The sequence below is a fragment of the Brevundimonas sp. TWP2-3-4b1 genome (assembly GCF_049897665.1).
GTDB lineage: Bacteria > Pseudomonadota > Alphaproteobacteria > Caulobacterales > Caulobacteraceae > Brevundimonas > Brevundimonas subvibrioides_B.
Window position 1 is genome coordinate 150,168 of sequence record NZ_JAFCWQ010000006.1, and the last position, 17,513, is coordinate 167,680.

Below are 17,513 nucleotides of genomic sequence, written 5' to 3' on the forward strand. Positions count from 1 at the left end.
GAGACTCCCGTGAGGCTGAGGTCGGGACCGTAGCGGTTTCGGGGGCGGAGGAAAGACTCGGGGCCGGCTCGGGCGCCGGTCGATACGACGCGCCGTGGCTTGGTGCTCCGGGCATCACGTGACACGCTGACCCCAAAAGGCGCGAAACCGCGTCGGGGGAACACGCTCATGGGTTCAGCCATCACCGTCATCGGTCTGCCGGTCGCGCTGGGGATCATCATGTTCGGCCTGGGGCTCAGCCTCACGACCGGTGATTTCGTCCGGATCGGGCGACGGCCCAAGGCGGTGTCGATCGCCCTGGCATGCCAGCTGATTCTCCTCCCGCTGGTCTGCTTCGGCCTGGTGCTGCTGTTCCGGCTGCCGCCGGTGCTGGCGGTGGGCATGATGCTGTTGGCGGCGTCGCCGGGCGGGACGACAGCGAACCTCTACAGCCACCTGTTCCGGGGCGATGTGGCGTTAAACATCAGCCTGACCGCCATCAACTCGGTCGTGGCGGTGATCACCCTGCCGATCGTGGTCAATCTGTCGCTCGGCTATTTCCAGCCCGGCGGCGACCAGGTGGGACTTCAGCTGGCCAAGACGATCGAGGTGTTCATGATCGTGCTGGCGCCTGTGGCTCTGGGCATGCTGGTGCGCGCGCTGAGGCCCGGCTTCGCGGCGACCATGGACAGGCCGGTGCGGATCGCCTCGGTGATCATCCTGACCCTGGTCATCATCGGCTCCGTGTCGGCTCAACTGGACGTGCTGACGGCCAATCTCGCCGCCCTCGCTGGCGTGGTCGTGACCTTCTGCCTGGTGAGCCTGGGGATCGGATTCCTGATCCCCAGGCTGCTCAGGATCGACCGACCCCAGTCGATCGCCAGCGCCTTCGAGGTCGGACTGCACAACGCAACCCTGGCCATCGTCATCGCCCAGTCGGTGCTGAGGAACGTCGACATGTCGCTCCCGGCAGCCGTCTACGGCGTCCTGATGTTCCCGCTGGCGGCGGCGTTCGGGGTGATGATCACGCGGGGATCAGCGAAGGCTCAGCCTTCCAGATCCAGCGAATAGCCCGCCGACCGCACCGTGCGGATCGGGTTGGCGCTATCCTCGACGTTCAGGGCCTTGCGCAGGCGGCCGACGTGGACGTCCACGGTGCGGGCCTCGACATAGACGTCCGAGCCCCAGACCGCGTCCAGCAGTTGTTCGCGGCTGAACACCCGCCCCGGATGACGCATGAAATGGTCCAGCAGGCGGAACTCGGTCGGGCCCAGATGGACCTCCTTGCCCGAGCGACGCACGCGGTGGGCGACCCGGTCGATGATGATGTCGCCGTGCCCGACGCGATCGTCGGCCAGACCGGGCCGGATACGACGCAGAACCGCGCGGATGCGGGCGATCAGCTCGGTCATCGAGAAGGGCTTGGTCAGATAGTCGTCGGCGCCCGTGTCGAGGCCGCGCACCCGGTCCGATTCCTCACCGCGCGCCGTCAGCATGATGACCGGCAGGTTGCGCGTCTCGGGCCGACCGCGAAGACGCCGGCAGACCTCGATGCCCGACACCTTGGGCAGCATCCAGTCGAGCAGGACCAGGTCCGGCTGACGCTCGTCGATCTGGACCAGACCTTCTTCCCCGTCGGCGGCGACGACGACGTCGTAGCCCTCCTTTTCGAGGTTGTACTGAAGCAGGGTCGCCAGGGCGTCCTCGTCTTCCATCACCAGGATATAGGGCTGCACTCAGGTCTCTCCGTCAGGTCGTAGGCGGCGTGGGCAGGTGCCCCGAATCCGCATCCCAGTCGCCCGGCGAAGGCGTCCAGCGCGGGCGCTCGCCGGTCATCTCGTCGCCGGTGATCTCGTAGTGGATGACCTCGGCGATATTGGTCGCGTGGTCCCCGATCCGCTCAAGGTTCTTGGCCATGAACAACAGATGGGTGCAGGCGCTGATCGTGCGCGGATCGCCCATCATGTAGGTCAGCAGTTCGCGGAACAGGGCGTTGTAATGCTCGTCGACCTCGTCGTCGGACGCCCAGACAGCCATGGCCCGGTCGATCTCCGAGGCCGTATAGGCGTCCAGAACGTCGCGCAGCCGCATCGACACCAGTTTGCCCATCCGCTCGATCGAGCGGGTCAGGGGTTGCATCGGTTCGGTCTCGGCCAGGCTCAAGGCGCGCTTGGCGATATTCTTGGCCAGGTCGCCGGTGCGCTCCAGATCGACCGACAGCTTCATCGCCGACAGGGTCTTGCGCAGATCAGACGCCACCGGCTGACGCAGGGCGATCAGGCGGATGGCCTTCTTCTCGATGTCGCGGTGCATCGCATCGACCTTGGCGTCGCGCTCGACGACCGCCCGCGCCAGGGCGATGTCGCGGCGCGCGACCGACTCGACCGCGTCCGCCACCTGGGCCTCGGCGAGGCCGCCCATGCGGGCGACCTCGGCCGTCAGCTGGTTCAGTTCGTCGCCGTAGGCCTTGACCGTGTGCTGGTTCAACCGAAGCGTCCCGTGATGTAGTCGAGCGTGCGCCGTTCGCGGGGATTCGTGAAGATTTCCTCGGTGTTTCCGTGCTCGACGAGACGGCCGAGATGGAAGAAGGCCGTGCGTTGCGACACGCGCGCCGCCTGGGCCATTGAGTGGGTGACGATGACGATGCAGTAGCGCTCGCGCAGTTCGTCGATCAGCTCCTCGATCCGGGCCGTCGCGATCGGATCCAGCGCCGAGCAGGGCTCGTCCATCAGGATGACTTCGGGGTTCACCGCGATGGCGCGCGCGATGACCAGACGCTGCTGCTGGCCGCCCGACAGGCCGGTCCCGGGCGAATGCAGACGGTCGGCGACCTCGTCCCAGAGGCCCGCCTTCTTCAGCGAGCTTTCAACGATGCTGTCCAGCTCCGACTTCGACGTCGTGAGACCGTGGATCCTGGGGCCGTAGGCGACGTTCTCGAAGATGGTCTTGGGGAAGGGGTTCGGCTTCTGGAACACCATCCCGACCTGGGCGCGCAGCAATACGGGATCGACCGAGCGGGCGTTGATGTCCTGGCCGTCCATAAGGATCTTGCCGGTCACGCGGCAGCCCTGGATGGTGTCGTTCATCCGGTTCATCGTGCGCAGGAAAGTCGACTTGCCGCAGCCGGACGGGCCGATGAGGGCGGTGACCGTCTTGTCCGGCACGTCCAGCGAGACGTCGTACAGAGCCTGCTTGTCGCTGTAGAAGACCGAGACGTCCCGCGCGGCGATCTTGGTCGGGCCCGCAGGGGCCGACGGCGACTTCACCTCGGGCACGCGCCCGGCCGTGACACCGGCGGCTTCAGATACGGGCGTCAGGACGGTTTCGTCACGGCGCTCGGTCGGGTCGGCGGAGCCGCCGCCCTCTCGCCCGTCAGGGCTGCGGAAAAAGGGAAGTTTCATTGTCTTACCACCGACGCTCGAACCGCCGACGCAGCAGGATCGCGGCGGCGTTCATGACGATCATGAAGGCGAGGAGAACGAGGATGGCCGCAGCCGTCCGCTCATGGAACGCGCGTTCCGAGGCGTTCTCCCAGATATAGACCAGCGACGGCAGGGCGCCGGCCGGCTCGTCGATCGCGCCCGGGATGCCCGGCACAAAGCTGACCATGCCGATCAGCAGCAGGGGCGCCGTCTCGCCGAGGGCGTGGGCCATGGAGATGATGGTGCCGGTCATTACGCCCGGCATGGCCAGGGGCAGAACGTGGTGGAACACCGTCTGGGTCCGGCTGGCTCCCATGGCCAGGGCCGCCTCGCGAATCGACGGCGGCACGGCCTTCAGCGCCGAACGCGTGGCGATGATGATCGTCGGCAAGGCCATAAGGGCCAGCACCAGCCCGCCCACCAGCGGCGACGATCGCGGCAGGTGCATCCAGTTGATGAACAGAGCCACGCCCAGGAGGCCGTAGACGATCGACGGCACGGCCGCGAGATTGTTGATGTTGACCTCGATCAGGTCGGTGATCCGGCCTTTCCGGGAGAACTCCTCCAGATAGACGGCGGCGCCGACGCCCAGTGGAATGGCGATCAGGGCTGTGACCAGCAGCATCAGGGCCGAACCGACCAGCGCGCCGAACACCCCGGCCAACTCCGGCTCGGTCGAATCGCCGTTGGTGAACAGTTGGGCGTTGAAGGTCGTCGAGACGTGCCCGTCGCGCTTCAGCCCGTCCAGCCAGGCCATCTGCTCGTCGCTGACGCGGCGTTGATCGGCGGCCGTCTCGCGGGTGATCTCGCCCTTGTAATAGAGGTCCGCCTCATCCGAGACGGGGGCAGTGATCTCCACCGTCCGGCCGATCAGCGACGGGTCGTTGCGGATGAGATCGGCGGCGCGGAACTTCAACTCCGAGGAGATAAGCGAGCGATAGGCCGTTGCCTTCGTGCCCTGCGCGTCGTCCGTTTCGCCGAGGCGAGCCAGTTGTTGCTGCGCCACCATCTGCTGAAAATTGGTGCCCTGAGGATAGGCGCGATCGATCCGGGCCGGGTCCATATAGACCTGCACCGTCATCTGGTTGGCGTAGAAGGCTGTGTGGCCTTGCTCGATGATCCGGCCCAGGAGCAGCAGCAGGAAGCCGATGGCCACGGAGACGGCCAGGATGCCGTACAGCTTGAAACGCCCCTCGCGGGCATAGCGTTTCTTCAGCCCGCGTTGCAGTCGGGCCGCGCGTGCGGGATCCTCTGCGGCCAGACGCGCCCACATCTTGTCTGCGCCGGTCTCAGTCATACTGTTCCCGATAGGTCTGGACGATCCGCTGGGCGACGATGTTCAGCAGCAGGGTGACGAGGAACAGGGTCAGTCCGAGGCCGAACGCGGCGAGCGTCTTCGGGCTGTCGAACTCCTGGTCGCCGGTCAACAGGGTGACGATCTGGACCGTGACCGTCGTCACGGTGTCGAGCGGATTCAGCGTCAAGTTCGCCGCAAGCCCCGCCGCCATCGTCACGATCATGGTCTCGCCTATGGCCCGCGACATGGCCAGCAACAGGGCGCCGGCGATGCCCGGCAGGGCGGCCGGCAGCAACACCCGCTTCACCGTCTCGGACTTGGTTGCGCCCATAGCATAGGAACCGTCGCGCAGGGACTGGGGGACGGCGTTGATGATGTCATCGGACAGGGACGAGACGAACGGGATCAGCATGATCCCCATGACCGCCCCGGCCACCAGGGCCATCTGGTTCTGGACTAGCATCAGGTACTGCCCGATGCCGTCCAGAGGTCCGCCGACCATCATCGCGCCGAGGCCGTTGAAGAACTCGCGGAACGCCGGGCCCACCGTCAGGGCGGCGAAGAAGCCGTAGACCACGGTCGGTACGCCGGCGAGGATCTCCAGCACCGGTTTGACGATCCCGCGCGAAAGGGCGCTGGCGTATTCCGACAGATAGATGGCCGAGAACAGACCGACCGGCGCGGCCACGATCATGGCGATGATCATGATCAGGAAAGTGCCGGCGAACAGGGGCACAGCCCCGAAAGCGCCCGACGATCCGACCTGATCGGCGCGGATGGCGATCTGCGGGCTCCACTGGGTCCCGAACAGGAAATCGGACACCGGCACGGCCTGGAAGAAGCGCAGGCTGTCCCACAACAGGGAGAAGACGATGCCGACCGTGGTCAGGATGGCCACGGCGGAACAGGCGAACAGCAGGCCGCCGATCCAGCCCTCGACCCGGTTGCGCGCCCGCAGCGTCGGCCGGATCTGGCTCCAGGCGAACAGGCCGCCCATCACCGCCGCCAGGACTGCGGCGAGGACGCCGCCCCAGGTCAGGGTCTGGTGCAGGCGGGCCGAGCGGGCCGCTTCGGTCGTCAGGGCCTCGCCCAGTTCGCCCGACCAGACCTGGAAGGCGCGCTGCCCCTCCCCCGTCAGCCGAGCGTCATTGAAGAAGGCCTCGCGGCGGAAGGGCTCCAGCGCCTGCACCGAGGCCGGGGCATCCGCCGCCAGAAGGTTGTGGGCCAGGGGCCCAGAAAAGACCCCCGCCAGAATGGTAACGATCAGCGCGGGCACGGCGACCCAGATCATGGCATAATAGCCGTGCTGCTCAGGGCGCGAGTGCGCCTTCTGCCCGCCGTGCAGGGCCGCGGCGCGACGCAGCGCAACGCCGCGCCCGGCCAGATAGGCGAGCACGGCGAACACCGCCACGAGAGGAATCACAAGCCAGATCATCAGGTCCCGCGAGCGCGCACGCCAGAATCAGAGCGTGCGCGGAAATCCGGCCCGTCCCGGCGCGGAACCTGCCCTCGGATGGTCAGCGGATTAAGACGGCTGGATGACAGTTCTGCAACGCCGTAAACGATCGCCGTTCTTCGATGGTCAGGCCGGCTCTGAGATGCTCCTCGACGCGGTCGCCATCGGAAAATAGACATTGAACAAAGATCCTTCGCCCGGTGCGCTTTCCACCGTCATCCCGCCGCGGTGTCGGTTGACGATGTGCTTGACGATCGCCAGCCCCAGGCCCGTTCCCGGCCGCTCCCCGCTCTTCTGGCCCTCGACGCGATAGAACCGCTCGGTCAGCCGCGGCAGATGCTCACGCGCCATTCCCGGCCCGTAGTCGCGCACCGTCACCACCACATAGCGCGCCCCGGCTTCGCGATCGGGCGTCAGCAATGACAGGCGGGTCGCACCGGGTACGCGCGATGCGGCGGCGGCCTCGATGTCCAGCGCGTGCCGCACCGTCAGGTCCACCGTGCCGCCGACCAGCGAGTATTTGATCGCGTTGTCCGTCAGGTTCTGGATGACCTGAACGATCTCGTCGCGATCGCCGGTGATCCGCGCGTCGCCCGGCTCCACATCCAGCAGGACGGTGACGCCCTTCTCCTGCGACAGCACGCTGATGGCGTCGACCACGTCCGAGGCTGCGCGGGGCAGATCGACCTTCCCCGATGGCGGGATGTGCTCGTTCAGTTCGATCCGGCTCAATGACAGCAGGTCGGCGACCAACCTTCCCATCCGGTCGGCCTGGGCGGCCATGATGTCGAGGAACTTGTCGCGCGCTTTCGGGTCGTCCCTGGCGTGTCCCTTCAGCGTTTCGATAAAGCCGCTCAGCGAAGCCAATGGCGTGCGGAGTTCGTGGCTGGCGTTGGCCAGGAAGTCGACACGCATCAACTCCATGCGCCGCACGTCCGTCTCGTCTCGCAGGCCCAGCAGAGCCATGGTCATGCCGTCCGGCGAAGGCAGCGGGCGCACCCAGGCCTTCCAGTGCCGCGTCCGGGCGCCGGCGGCATTGTAGTCCGTCGTCCGGCTCACGCCGCCGAACAGGGCTTCGTCCACCGCCTCAAGCACGTTCGGGTCTCGCATGGCCGACACCAGCAGGGCGCCTTCTCGCTGGATGCGCAGCACGTCACGCGCGGCGCGATTGGCGAGCACGATGCGCCGGCCGGCAATGTCGTCCGCCTCCCCGCCGCTGACGATCATGACGGGGTCGTCCAGAGCCTCGAACACGCTGTCCAGCAGGCCGGCATTTTCGGGCGCCGACAGGCTCGCTCCAACGGCGACAGAAGAGGTCTCGTTCGCGACCTTGCGCGCCCCTCTGAGGCCCATCAGCGTCGTGAAACCGATAACCCCGGCGCCGGCGAGCAACCAGGGGGCCGCGTCCAGCCGCGCTGCCGCCAGGGCCAACATGATGATGATGGCGACGCCGCCGATAGCGCCGTTGGTCCACAGCCGGGAGGTGGCGAGCGGGGCGACGGGGGACGGAGACTCGTCGAACGGCATGGTGTCGTCGCGCCTCCTGTCCGACGCGCGGCCCTCCGGCGTCTTCCTCTTTTTCCTAGAACGGGACAGCCCGGTAAGGCGAGCGGATTCGAGCCCGGCATCCCGCCTGATCATACACCTGTTTTTTTACCTCTGCCGTTCAGAGTGATCGCGAACGTCGGGGAATAGGCGCCTTTGAACTGGATAGTGAACTGCCTGATGGTCCAGCATGACTGGCGGCTTACGCTGCTGGCGGCGACCGTCTGTGCGGTCGGTCTGGCCACCTGCATCGCCCTGATAGGCAGGGCCCGCCACAGCGCCGCGCGCATGAGGATGGCCTACGGGGCCGTCGCCGGCCTGGTCGGCGGCCTGGCGGTCTGGGCGACCCATTTCCTGGCCATGCTCGGCTACCGTTCCGACGCCGTGATCCGCTACGCTGCGGGCGAGACCCTGCTGTCGCTGGGCATCGTCATCGCCGGTATGATTCTCGGCGTCGCCGTCGCCCTGAACGGCGGCTCTCGCCTGACGCGTGCCCTGGTCGCGATGCTCGCGGCATCGAGCGTAGCATCGATGCATTTCATCGGCATGGCCGCCATGCGTATTCAAGGGGCCGCGCTCTCCTGGGACCTGGGCGCCGCGGCCGCGGCTGTCGGCCTCAGCATCCTGCTCTCGCTCTGCACAGCCTTGTGGGTCAAGCGAGACGGCTGGTGGCGCGTCCCCGCGAATACGGCCTTCGCGGTACTGAGCGTCGTCACCCTGCATTTCGGCGCCATGGCGGCGATGACCATCGCGCCCGATCCGTCTTCGGTCCTGTCCCCCAGCCTGATCTCGCAATCGGGCCTGCTGCTATGGGTCGCTGCCGGGGCCACCCTGGTGGTCATTATCGCCTCGATCGTCACGAGCCTGGGCCTGTGGGGCCATTCCACCGTGCTGAACCATCTTCGCGAAGCCATAGACACCATGCCGGACGGTCTGGGCTTCTACGACGCAGACGACCGCCTGCTGATCTGGAACGCACGCTACGCAGAGGTGAATCCAGAGGTCGCCAATGCCCTCGCCGTCGGCGTCCGCTTCCGCGACCTGCTGCAGAGGGGTCTCAAGCAAGGCCTGTACGAAGATGCTGTCGGTCGCGAAGAGGAATGGATCGAGGATCGCCTCGCGTCCCGCCGTCACCTGTCGAACACCTTGGAGCAAAAGATCGCGGGCGACCGCTGGCTGCGCGTCCAGGACCGCCGCACCTCAAACGGGGGCATCGTCACCGTCGTCAATGATATCACCGACCTGAAGCGCGACGCCAAGTCGCTGGCCGAGGCTCGGGATGCGGCGGAGGCGGCGAACAGGGCGAAGTCCGAGTTCCTGGCGAACATGAGCCACGAGATCCGGACGCCCCTGAACGGGGTCATCGGCCTGACCCAGACGTTGGCTCGCACGAGCCTGGCCCCCGAACAGCGCGAGATGCTGGATCTGATCCAGTCGTCGGGAACCACGCTCCAGACGTTGTTGAGCGACATCCTGGACCTCGCCCGCGTCGAATCCGGCCGTCTGGAGATCGCCGACGAGATCTTCGACCTGACCCGCGCCGTCAACGACGCCGCCCGGTTCTACAGAGAACCGGCCTCCGACAAGGGCCTGCAGTTTTTCGTCGAGATCGAGCCGGACGCCGCCGTCTGGGTGCGCGGCGACGTCGTGCGCGTGAAGCAGGTCCTGACCAATCTCGTCTCCAATGCGGTCAAGTTCACCACCACCGGCTTCGTCAGCCTGACCGCCTGCGTCGGCAAGGACCGGGCCGGCGCGCGGATCATGCGCTTCACCGTCGAGGACACCGGCGTCGGCTTCGACGCCGCCGCCAAGGCCCGACTGTTCACCCGTTTCGAACAGGCCGACGGCACCATCACCCGCCGCTTCGGCGGGACCGGGCTGGGCCTCGCCATCTGCCGTCAGCTGGCGGACTTGATGGGCGGCGAGCTGGATTGCGAGAGCGAGCCCGGCGGCGGCTCGGCCTTCATCCTGACGCTGCCCCTGATCATGGCCGAGGCGCCGACGGAGCCGACCGTGGCGGCGGCTGCGCCCGCGACCGAGGATCATTCGAACCAGCGGCTGCGCGTGCTCGTCGCGGACGACCATCCGACCAATCGCAAGGTCGTCGAGCTCATCCTGTCGCAGGCGGCAATCGATCTGGTTCAGGCCGAGAACGGCGCCGAAGCCCTGCAAGCCTGCCGCGCCCAGGGTTTCGACATGATCCTGATGGACATGCAGATGCCGGTGATGGACGGCCTGACGGCCGTGCGCGAGATTCGCCTGCACGAAGCGGCCATGGGCCTGGACCGCGCGCCGATCGTCATGCTGACGGCCAATGCCCTGCCCGATCACGTCGCGGCGGCCAGGGCGGCCGGCGCCGACCGCCACCTGGCCAAGCCGTTCGACGCGGCCGAGTTGCTCGCGCTGGTGGCGGAACTCGGTGGTGAGAGCCAGCAAAAATCTGCTGCGGCCTGAACGGCAAAAATTCTGCGACCTGAACCGCCGAGAGCGCCAATCCGGGCGGTCCCGAACGGCAAAAGCCGCCGACACTGTGAAGTGCCGACGGCCTGGTCCGCCTACTCGTACCCGTGGGCGGCTTCGTTGATCACCTGTGACGGCATCTGGCTGAAGTCGACCGTGGTCGGGGCCGAGGCGACCGCCAGCTTGGTCTGGTAGGTCTTGATCACATGCTCCAGGCGGCGACGGACTTCGCGTTCGGCCTCGGTGCCCGAATCCAGCGCCAGGGGCGCCAGGCAGAAGTCGATGATGGCCTGGGGGCGGCTCAGCGGTTCCATATGCATCTCTCCTCGGTTGGTTATTCGGCCGCGACGAACTGCGCGGTCTCGGTGGATTCCTTCATGGCGGTCGTGGACGACTGCCCGTTGGAAATGACGGTGGCGACGGTGTCGAAGTAGCCGGTGCCGACCTCGCGCTGGTGACGGGTCGCGGTGTAGCCCGCCGCTTCGTTGGCGAACTCGCGCTGCTGCAGTTCGGAGTAGGCCGCCATGCCGCGGTCGCGGTAGCCGTCGGCCAGTTCGAACATCGAGTTGTTCAGGGCATGGAAGCCGGCCAGGGTCACGAACTGGAACTTGTAGCCCATGGCGCCCAGCTCGCGCTGGAATTTGGCGATGGTGGCATCGTCCAGCTTGGCCTTCCAGTTGAAGGAGGGCGAGCAGTTGTAGGCCATCAGCTTGCCGGGATGCTCCTTCTGCACCGCCTCGGCGAACTTTTTGGCGTCCTCCAGCGAAGGATGCGAGGTCTCCCACCACAGCAGATCGGCGATGTTGGCGTAGCTCAGGCCGCGCGCGATGCAGTGGTCCAGCCCCGTGCCTTCCTTGAGGCGGAAGAAGCCTTCCGGCGTGCGGTTGTCGCGGTCGATGAAGGGCTGGTCGCGCTCGTCGATGTCCGAGGTGATCAACTGGGCGCTCTCGGCGTCGGTACGGGCCACAGTGATCGTCGGCGTGCCCATGACGTCGGCCGCCAGACGCGCCGCGACCAGGTTGCGGATATGGGCCTGGGTCGGGATCAGGACCTTGCCGCCCAGGTGGCCGCACTTCTTCTCCGAAGCCAGCTGGTCCTCGAAATGGACGCCCGCCGCGCCCGCCTCGATGAAGGCCTTCATGATCTCGAAGCTGTTCAGCGGCCCGCCGAAACCGGCCTCGGCGTCGGCGACGATCGGGGCGAACCAGTCGCGCTTGGCGCCGCCCTCGGCGTGCTCGATCTGGTCGGCGCGCTGCAGGGTGCGGTTGATGCGGCGGCACAGTTCCGGCGCGGCGTTGGCTGGATACAGCGACTGGTCCGGATACATGGCGCCGGCTGTGTTGGCGTCGGCGGCGACCTGCCAGCCCGACAGATAGATGGCCTTCAGTCCGGCACGGACCATCTGCATCGCCTGGTTGCCGGTGACGGCCCCCAGGGCGTTGATGAAGGGCTCGGTGTGCAGCAGCTCCCACAGGCGGTTGGCGCCGCGCTCAGCCAGGGTGTGGGTGATCGGCACGGAGCCGCGCAGCTTCAGGACGTCTTCCGGCGTGTACGGACGCTCGATGCCGTCGAAGCGGCCTTTGGGCGAAGGGACGAGATCGGCGAAGGTGGTCATGGCGCTCTGCTCAGGATCTGACCGAGGCGAACGTCGCATCGGTTCGGTCAGGACAGAGAACACATGGCTGTCATTTCTGATACAGGTTGACGCGATCAGTTCGCGTCATATTGTCACGATGTGACTTTGACTTTCGTGACATATCGTGACAATCTTCCTCTGTCACCGTGCACCCCGGGCGAAGCCCGGGGTGCACGGAGGGAGATATCGATGGACACCTCAGCCGATCGCAAGCTGTTCCTCGGCGCCCGCCTGAAGCGGCTGCGACGGGATCGGGGCCTGACCCAGACGGCCATGGCCGGCGACCTCGGCGTCTCGCCCAGCTATCTGAACCACATCGAGCGTAACCAGCGCCCGGTCTCGGCACAGCTCCTGCTGCGTCTGGCCCAGACCTTTGACGTCGACCTGCGCCAGCTGGGCCAGTCCGGCGCGGCCGGCGAGGCCGAATTATCGGAAGTCCTGGCCGACCCGCTGTTTCAGGGCCTCGAGGTTCCCCGTCACGAGCTGCTGCTGCTGGCCGACGACGCGCCCGGCGCCGCCGAGGCCCTGCTGCGCCTCTACCGCGCCTTCGCCGAACAGCGCGACCGGTCCCGCGCCGCCCTGATCGATGGCGGCGAGTCGGCAAGCGGCCCCTCCCCCGCCGACTGGGTGCGCGACCATATCCAGTCGCGCGCCAACCATTTTCCCGAACTCGATGCCCTGGGCGAGGCCCTGCACGCGACGCTCGACCCCAACCAGACCGGCGACGGATTCGAGGCCCTCGCCCGCGCCCGCCTTCAGAGCCGCCATAATCTGTCCGTCCGGGTCATGCCCGCCGAGGTCATGGTCGAATGGACCCGCCGCTTCGACCCGCACCGCCGGCGCCTGCTTTTGTCCGAGACGCTCGACCCGTCGTCCCGCGCCTTCGCCACCGCCTATCAACTGGCCCTGTCCGAGCACGAGGCCGAGCTGTCGGCCCTGGCCGACACCGCCCGGCCGCCGGACGACACCACGCGCGCCTTGCTCAAGGTTTCGCTGACCAACACCCTCGCCGCCGCCATCCTGATGCCCTACGCCGCCTTCCAGCGGATGGCCGAGGCGACCGGCTACGACATCGCCCGGCTCCAGACCCGGTTCGGCACGTCGTTCGAACAGGTCGCCCACCGGCTGACGACCCTGTCGCGCCCCACCGCGCGCGGCGTGCCCTTCTTCCTGATGCGGGTGGATCAGGCGGGGAATGTTTCCAAACGCTATGCCTCAGGCGCCTTCCCCTTCGCCCGCTTCGGCGGCGCCTGCCCGCGCTGGCGGCTGCATTCGGCCTTCCGCACGCCCGGCCGTCTCGTCACCCAGATCATCGAGACGCCCCCCCAGAACACTGAACCCGGCCAGCGCTGGTTCACCCTGGCCCGCACCGTCGATCGCCAGGGACACGACGGCTACGGCGAGCCCCACGACCTGGCCATCGGCCTGGGCTGCGAGCTGAAGGATGCACATCGGCTCATCTATGCCCGCGGCCTCGACCTGACCGCGCCGGAGGTCACCCCGATCGGCCCGGCCTGCCGCCTGTGCCACCGCCACCCCTGCGCCGAACGCGCCGCCCCGCCGGTGGACCGGCCGCTGCGCGTCGATGACTGGTCGAAGTCGGTCAGCCCCTATCCGTTCGCGTCGGCCTAGACTGATCGGCCGAGGAGTACTCGCTTCGCGAGTCCGCTGAGACCGTGAGTCGGGCTCCAGATCATGGCGAGAGGATGATTCACGTTTCATGTCAGGCCCGCGAAGCGGGCCCACCAGAAACGATCATGCTCTAGGACGCACTGTCCAACGCCCACTGCGCCGCCGCCAGTTCCCCGGCCATTACAGCCTTCAGCCGCTGCGGCGCCAGGATCTTCACCTGTTCGCCCCAGGTGAACAGATGCCAGGCCAGCTCCCGCATGCCCGAGGCCCGGAACCGCACGATGACCGATCCGTCCGCCTGATCCTCCAGCGTCTGGGTCGGGTGCCAGCGCCAGCCTCGCGCCTCGGCCGCCCCTTCGGGCGAGACGCGCAGGACCACGTCCTCGATCTCATCCTGATAGATGCCGAACGACTGGCTGGCGAAGACCGACAGGTCGAATTCCGGAGGCGGCGGGGCGAACCCGGCCAAGGCCTCCACGGCGCTCATCCGGTCGAGGCGGAAGGTCTGGATCCGGCCGCTCTCCCGGTCCGCCGCGACCAGATAGTTGGCGCGCCCGAACATGACGCCACAGGGGGCCACGCTGCGCCGCCGCGCCTCCGCACCCGGCCGTGAGTAGGTGAAGCCCAGCGGCGATTGCGCCAGGACCGCGCCCCGGATGGCCGCCAGCATGGCCTCGTCCGCGTTCGGCCTGGGCCCCGCCTGAACGGCGATCGTTTCGGCCCGCACCAAGGCTTCCAGGTCGGGCGCCAGCCGGTTCAGGGTCGTCGACCGCATCGCCGACTTGAGCTTGCGTTCCAGCCCCTCGAGCGCCGCCGCCCTCCCGGCCTCGCCTGCGGTCCTCAGTCCCTGCGCCGCCTTGGACAGTTCCAGCAGTTCGGTCGCTGTCGGGGCCTGCTCGAAGGCCGACAAGCCGCCGCGAATGCGCCAGCGCTTGGTCGGCGGGTCCGACACCTCCTCCACCGACGGAAAGAGCAGGATCACCGCGTCCCGCATCCGCTCGGCCGTGCGTCGGCCGACCCGCGATTCGTGCGCCATTTCGTCCAGCGTCAGCCCTTCGGCCGAAGCCGCCATGCGCCGCGCCAGTTCGATGACCAAGACCGCCTTGTCGTGCCGCACGCGTGGCCTCCGAAATGATACGTCCGAAACTGACGTAACTCTGTCCTATCTCGGACTCATCGGCAAGCACACAGAGACCGGAGACACCCATGGCCCGCGCATTCGCTCCCCAGACGCAAATCAACGCCTCCCGCTACCTGATCGTCCCGTGCGAGGCCGACGGCTGCGGCGACCTGGCCGTGATCTGGGACCGGCTGGAGGAACAGGTGGTCGATGTCATCGACGCCCGCGCCAGCGCCCGCTACTCGGACGAAGATGCCCTGTGGGACGAGGCCCGCGCCGCCGACACCTGCTACGACGACTTCCGCATGGCGGCCTGACCGGCCTCAGCCCGGGAACCGTTCCTTGGTGGTCTTGATGGTCCATCGCGCCATCTCGGCCACGACGTCCAGATCGACGTCGGACAGACGGTTCACATAGACGCAGCTCTGGCCGCTCCTGTGCTTGCCCAACCGGGTCAGGAAATCGGCGCGCTCGTCATGATAGGCGGTCATGTAGAGCACCAGGTTCGCCTTTCGCGGGGAGAATCCCAGCAGGGGTGCATCGCCCTCGTGGCCGCTGTCGTACCGGTAGTGATACCGTCCGAAGCCGATGATCGAAGGCCCCCACATCATCGCCGGCTCGCCCGAGATCTCGGCCAGAAGCCTGACCAGGACCCGCGCATCCTCCCGCCGCTTGGGGTTCTCGACCGCAGCGATGAAATCCTCGACGGAGATGGCCGTCGGCCCGGTCTTCTGTTCAGCCATCACATCCCTTCCCGCTCGGGTTCCCAACCCTCAGAAGCCATCTCGAAGCCGATGAAGTCAAACCCCGGCGCGACGGTGCAGCCGACCAGCGTCCAGGCGCCGAGGCTCCTCGCCGCCTGCCAGGCGCCCGTCGGCACGACGCCCTGCGGCCGCTCCCCGGCCATGAGATCCGATCCCAGCACCATGCGCCGCTCAAGCGGATCGGCGATCCTGAGCTCCAGCGGCGCGCCGGCGTGGAAGTGCCAGATTTCTGCCGCGTCGACGCGGTGCCAGTGCGACGCCTCGCCCTCGGCCAGCAGGAAATAGATCGCCGTCCCTGCCGACCGACTGCCGATTTCACGCGGATCGCGAAAGGTCTCGCGATAGTGGCCACCCTCGGGATGGGGCTTGAGGTCCAGCAGGGCGATGATTTCGGCGGCGGTAGGCATGCCCTCACCTGTAGCGCGTCCGAAAGATAGGAGGGAATCCGCGCTCAGGCAGCGAGCGACCGCGTCACTCGCGTCAGCTTACCAAAAAAGGCGCCTGGAGGCCTGGCCTCCGAGTTGAACGGAGGGTTCACGGGCTTGCACACCCGTCGCGTCGCCCCTCCGCCACCAGGCCGTGTCCGAGAGCGAGGACAGAATGTCGCAGATTTCCCAAGATTGAGGAATCAAACGCGGTTGAGATCGCGTTCACCCTTTCGCCGCAACGGCGCGCCATACTCGCGCGCTAATTGCAGGCTCTTGATCGGATCAGAGCTGTCTGGAAATCTTCGCCTCATGCGCCTCGACTATCGCCTCGTCCTGATTGCCGCCGTCTCGGCCTGCGCGCCGATGCTGCCGGAGGCGCCTCCGGTCATTGCCAGCCCGGCGCCGCCCCGGGCCGCACCGGTCGCGCCGGCCCCTGCCGTCCCGACCCCGCCGCGCGCTACCCCGGATCAGGCCGGGTTCGAGGGCTGGAAACAGGGCTTCCTGTCGCGCAGGGGCGGCGCCCGCCGCGCCCTCTACGAACAGCAACTGGCCAATCTGACGCCCGACCCCGAGGTCATCCGTCTGGACGGCAGCCAGCCGGAGTTCAGCCGCCCGGCCGGGGCCTATATCGCCAATGCGGCATCGGCCGCGCGTATCGCCGAGGCCCGTCGCCGCATCGACGCCGTGCCCTCGGCCGTGATCCAGCGTTTCGGCGTGCCGGCGGAAATCCTCGTCTCCATCTGGGGCAATGAATCCAGCTTCGGCCAGGTCCAGGGCGACAAGGACGTCATCCGTTCGCTCGCCACCCTCGCCTTCGACGGTCGCCGCCGCGACTGGGCCGAGGACCAGCTGAAGAACGCACTCGACATCGTCGTCGACGGCCGCCGCGAGCGCTCGGGCCTGCTGGGCAGCTGGGCCGGGGCCATGGGCCAGACACAGTTCATGCCCGACAACTATCTGCGTCTTGGCGTCGACCAGAACGGCGACGGCCATGTCGACATCTGGGGTTCGGACGCCGACGCCCTCGCCTCGGCCGCCAACCTTCTGGCCCAGGCCGGCTGGAAACGCGGTCAGGCCTGGGGTTACGAAATCCAGCTGCCGGCCAACTTCGACTACGCCCTGGCCGAGGCCGATGGCCGCCCGTGGAGCTATTGGGCCCAGCGCGGGGTCACCCTCGCGCGGGGCGGCGCCCCAACCTCGGAGGAAACCGCCGAGAACGGGGTCATACTGCTGCCCCAGGGCGCGCGCGGCCCGGCCTTCCTGGCCCTGCCGAACCACTACATCATCCGCCGCTACAACAACTCGGTCAGCTATGCGCTCGCCATCGGCCTGACCGCCGACGGAGTCGCGGGAAAGCCCGGCCTGGTCGGAACCTGGCCCAACGACGGTCCGATCTCGCGCGAGCAGCGCTTCGGCGCCCAGACCGCCCTGGCCCGCGCCGGCTATGATCCCGGAGCCATCGACGGCGTCGTCGGCTCCGGCACCCGCCGCGCCCTCAAACAATGGCAGATCGCCCACGGCCGCATTCCCGACGGCTACCTGACGGCGGCCCTGGCCGATGAGCTGATGCGCGGGATGTAGCTCCGTACCCCTCTCCCCTTGCGGGAGAGGGAGCTCGCGCACGGCGGCGACGCCGTCGTCCTTGCGCGATCGGGTGAGCAACTGTGTTCGTCATCGGGTTGCGGTTCTCCATTCGGAGCGGTCGCGGACGATGGCGTTAAGCAGGGTCATGAGCTTGTTGATGAGGGCGACGAGGATGACCTTGCCGGGTTTT

Annotated in this window: 16 protein-coding genes; 5 read left to right on the forward strand and 11 right to left on the reverse strand. The window is 67.5% G+C overall.

The window, feature by feature from the left end; genetic code table 11:
- Nucleotides 1-168: 168 nt before the first annotated feature.
- Complete coding sequence (locus ACP7A5_RS07015; protein ID WP_426041239.1) at nt 169-1,050, forward strand: bile acid:sodium symporter family protein; 882 nt, start codon at nt 169-171, stop codon at nt 1,048-1,050.
- Here ACP7A5_RS07015 and phoB read toward each other — a convergent pair.
- The 6 genes from phoB to ACP7A5_RS07045 all read right to left on the reverse strand — a co-directional run bounded on the left by phoB (nt 1,026) and on the right by ACP7A5_RS07045 (nt 7,681).
- The gene (gene phoB, locus ACP7A5_RS07020) at nt 1,026-1,715 is read right to left on the reverse strand and encodes a phosphate regulon transcriptional regulator PhoB (RefSeq protein WP_303695483.1); all 690 of its coding nucleotides are present in this window, start codon (nt 1,713-1,715) and stop codon (nt 1,026-1,028) included. The genes ACP7A5_RS07015 and phoB overlap by 25 nt on opposite strands.
- Nucleotides 1,716-1,728: 13 nt before the next feature.
- Entirely contained in the window at nt 1,729-2,466 is a 738-nt protein-coding gene (gene phoU / locus ACP7A5_RS07025; RefSeq protein WP_425987371.1) for a phosphate signaling complex protein PhoU, read from the reverse strand.
- Nucleotides 2,463-3,380 (reverse strand): phosphate ABC transporter ATP-binding protein PstB, encoded by a 918-nt coding sequence (gene pstB / locus ACP7A5_RS07030; protein WP_426041240.1) that lies wholly within the window; start codon nt 3,378-3,380, stop codon nt 2,463-2,465. The genes phoU and pstB overlap by 4 nt, the downstream gene beginning before the upstream one ends.
- Before the next feature lie 4 nt (nt 3,381-3,384).
- The gene (gene pstA, locus ACP7A5_RS07035) at nt 3,385-4,698 is read right to left on the reverse strand and encodes a phosphate ABC transporter permease PstA (RefSeq protein WP_426041241.1); all 1,314 of its coding nucleotides are present in this window, start codon (nt 4,696-4,698) and stop codon (nt 3,385-3,387) included.
- Nucleotides 4,691-6,133, reverse strand: a complete 1,443-nt coding sequence (gene pstC, locus ACP7A5_RS07040; RefSeq protein WP_426041242.1) for a phosphate ABC transporter permease subunit PstC — start codon at nt 6,131-6,133, stop codon at nt 4,691-4,693. Before pstC ends, pstA begins: the two co-directional genes overlap by 8 nt.
- A 147-nt stretch (nt 6,134-6,280) precedes the next feature.
- Nucleotides 6,281-7,681, reverse strand: coding sequence for a sensor histidine kinase (locus tag ACP7A5_RS07045; protein WP_426041243.1), 1,401 nt, complete (start codon nt 7,679-7,681; stop codon nt 6,281-6,283).
- Nucleotides 7,682-7,879: 198 nt separating this feature from the next.
- Between ACP7A5_RS07045 and ACP7A5_RS07050 the strand changes: the two genes are divergently transcribed.
- Nucleotides 7,880-10,153, forward strand: a complete 2,274-nt coding sequence (locus tag ACP7A5_RS07050) for an ATP-binding protein (RefSeq protein WP_426041244.1) — start codon at nt 7,880-7,882, stop codon at nt 10,151-10,153.
- A 101-nt stretch (nt 10,154-10,254) separates the two neighbouring features.
- Here ACP7A5_RS07050 and ACP7A5_RS07055 read toward each other — a convergent pair whose 3' ends face one another.
- Nucleotides 10,255-10,473, reverse strand: a complete 219-nt coding sequence (locus tag ACP7A5_RS07055; protein WP_303695478.1) for a hypothetical protein — start codon at nt 10,471-10,473, stop codon at nt 10,255-10,257.
- Nucleotides 10,474-10,493: 20 nt separating this feature from the next.
- Nucleotides 10,494-11,774, reverse strand: coding sequence for an isocitrate lyase (gene aceA, locus ACP7A5_RS07060; RefSeq protein ID WP_426041245.1), 1,281 nt, complete (start codon nt 11,772-11,774; stop codon nt 10,494-10,496).
- Nucleotides 11,775-11,984: 210 nt separating this feature from the next.
- Between aceA and ACP7A5_RS07065 the strand changes: the two genes are divergently transcribed.
- On the forward strand, nt 11,985-13,427 hold the full coding sequence (locus ACP7A5_RS07065) for a helix-turn-helix domain-containing protein (protein ID WP_426041246.1): 1,443 nt from the start codon (nt 11,985-11,987) through the stop codon (nt 13,425-13,427).
- A 130-nt stretch (nt 13,428-13,557) separates the two neighbouring features.
- On the opposite strand, the gene ACP7A5_RS07070 is transcribed toward ACP7A5_RS07065, so the two are convergent.
- Complete coding sequence (locus ACP7A5_RS07070; RefSeq protein WP_426041247.1) at nt 13,558-14,544, reverse strand: helix-turn-helix transcriptional regulator; 987 nt, start codon at nt 14,542-14,544, stop codon at nt 13,558-13,560.
- Nucleotides 14,545-14,633: 89 nt separating this feature from the next.
- Between ACP7A5_RS07070 and ACP7A5_RS07075 the strand changes: the two genes are divergently transcribed.
- Nucleotides 14,634-14,864, forward strand: coding sequence for a hypothetical protein (locus tag ACP7A5_RS07075; protein WP_425987381.1), 231 nt, complete (start codon nt 14,634-14,636; stop codon nt 14,862-14,864).
- Between the two features lie 6 nt (nt 14,865-14,870).
- On the opposite strand, the gene ACP7A5_RS07080 is transcribed toward ACP7A5_RS07075, so the two are convergent.
- Nucleotides 14,871-15,290 carry a DUF1801 domain-containing protein gene (locus ACP7A5_RS07080; protein ID WP_426041248.1) on the reverse strand — a complete coding sequence of 140 codons (420 nt, stop codon included), beginning with the start codon at nt 15,288-15,290 and terminating at the stop codon, nt 14,871-14,873.
- Entirely contained in the window at nt 15,290-15,718 is a 429-nt protein-coding gene (locus ACP7A5_RS07085) for a cupin domain-containing protein (protein WP_426041249.1), read from the reverse strand. Before ACP7A5_RS07085 ends, ACP7A5_RS07080 begins: the two co-directional genes overlap by 1 nt.
- A gap of 330 nt (nt 15,719-16,048) precedes the next feature.
- On the opposite strand from ACP7A5_RS07085, the gene ACP7A5_RS07090 reads away from it, so the two are divergent.
- Entirely contained in the window at nt 16,049-17,320 is a 1,272-nt protein-coding gene (locus ACP7A5_RS07090) for a lytic murein transglycosylase (RefSeq protein ID WP_426041250.1), read from the forward strand.
- Nucleotides 17,321-17,513: the final 193 nt, after the last annotated feature.

Coding starts and splice junctions, on each gene's coding strand:
- ACP7A5_RS07050 (WP_426041244.1), top strand. CDS start 7,880: ATGGTCCAGCATGACTGGCGGCTTACGCTGCTGGCGGCGACCGTCTGT.
- ACP7A5_RS07065 (WP_426041246.1), top strand. CDS start 11,985: ATGGACACCTCAGCCGATCGCAAGCTGTTCCTCGGCGCCCGCCTGAAG.
- ACP7A5_RS07015 (WP_426041239.1), top strand. CDS start 169: ATGGGTTCAGCCATCACCGTCATCGGTCTGCCGGTCGCGCTGGGGATC.
- ACP7A5_RS07045 (WP_426041243.1), bottom strand. CDS start 7,681: ATGCCGTTCGACGAGTCTCCGTCCCCCGTCGCCCCGCTCGCCACCTCC.
- ACP7A5_RS07080 (WP_426041248.1), bottom strand. CDS start 15,290: ATGGCTGAACAGAAGACCGGGCCGACGGCCATCTCCGTCGAGGATTTC.
- ACP7A5_RS07075 (WP_425987381.1), top strand. CDS start 14,634: ATGGCCCGCGCATTCGCTCCCCAGACGCAAATCAACGCCTCCCGCTAC.
- ACP7A5_RS07055 (WP_303695478.1), bottom strand. CDS start 10,473: ATGGAACCGCTGAGCCGCCCCCAGGCCATCATCGACTTCTGCCTGGCG.
- pstA (WP_426041241.1), bottom strand. CDS start 4,698: ATGACTGAGACCGGCGCAGACAAGATGTGGGCGCGTCTGGCCGCAGAG.
- pstB (WP_426041240.1), bottom strand. CDS start 3,380: ATGAAACTTCCCTTTTTCCGCAGCCCTGACGGGCGAGAGGGCGGCGGC.
- pstC (WP_426041242.1), bottom strand. CDS start 6,133: ATGATCTGGCTTGTGATTCCTCTCGTGGCGGTGTTCGCCGTGCTCGCC.
- ACP7A5_RS07085 (WP_426041249.1), bottom strand. CDS start 15,718: ATGCCTACCGCCGCCGAAATCATCGCCCTGCTGGACCTCAAGCCCCAT.
- ACP7A5_RS07090 (WP_426041250.1), top strand. CDS start 16,049: ATGCGCCTCGACTATCGCCTCGTCCTGATTGCCGCCGTCTCGGCCTGC.
- aceA (WP_426041245.1), bottom strand. CDS start 11,774: ATGACCACCTTCGCCGATCTCGTCCCTTCGCCCAAAGGCCGCTTCGAC.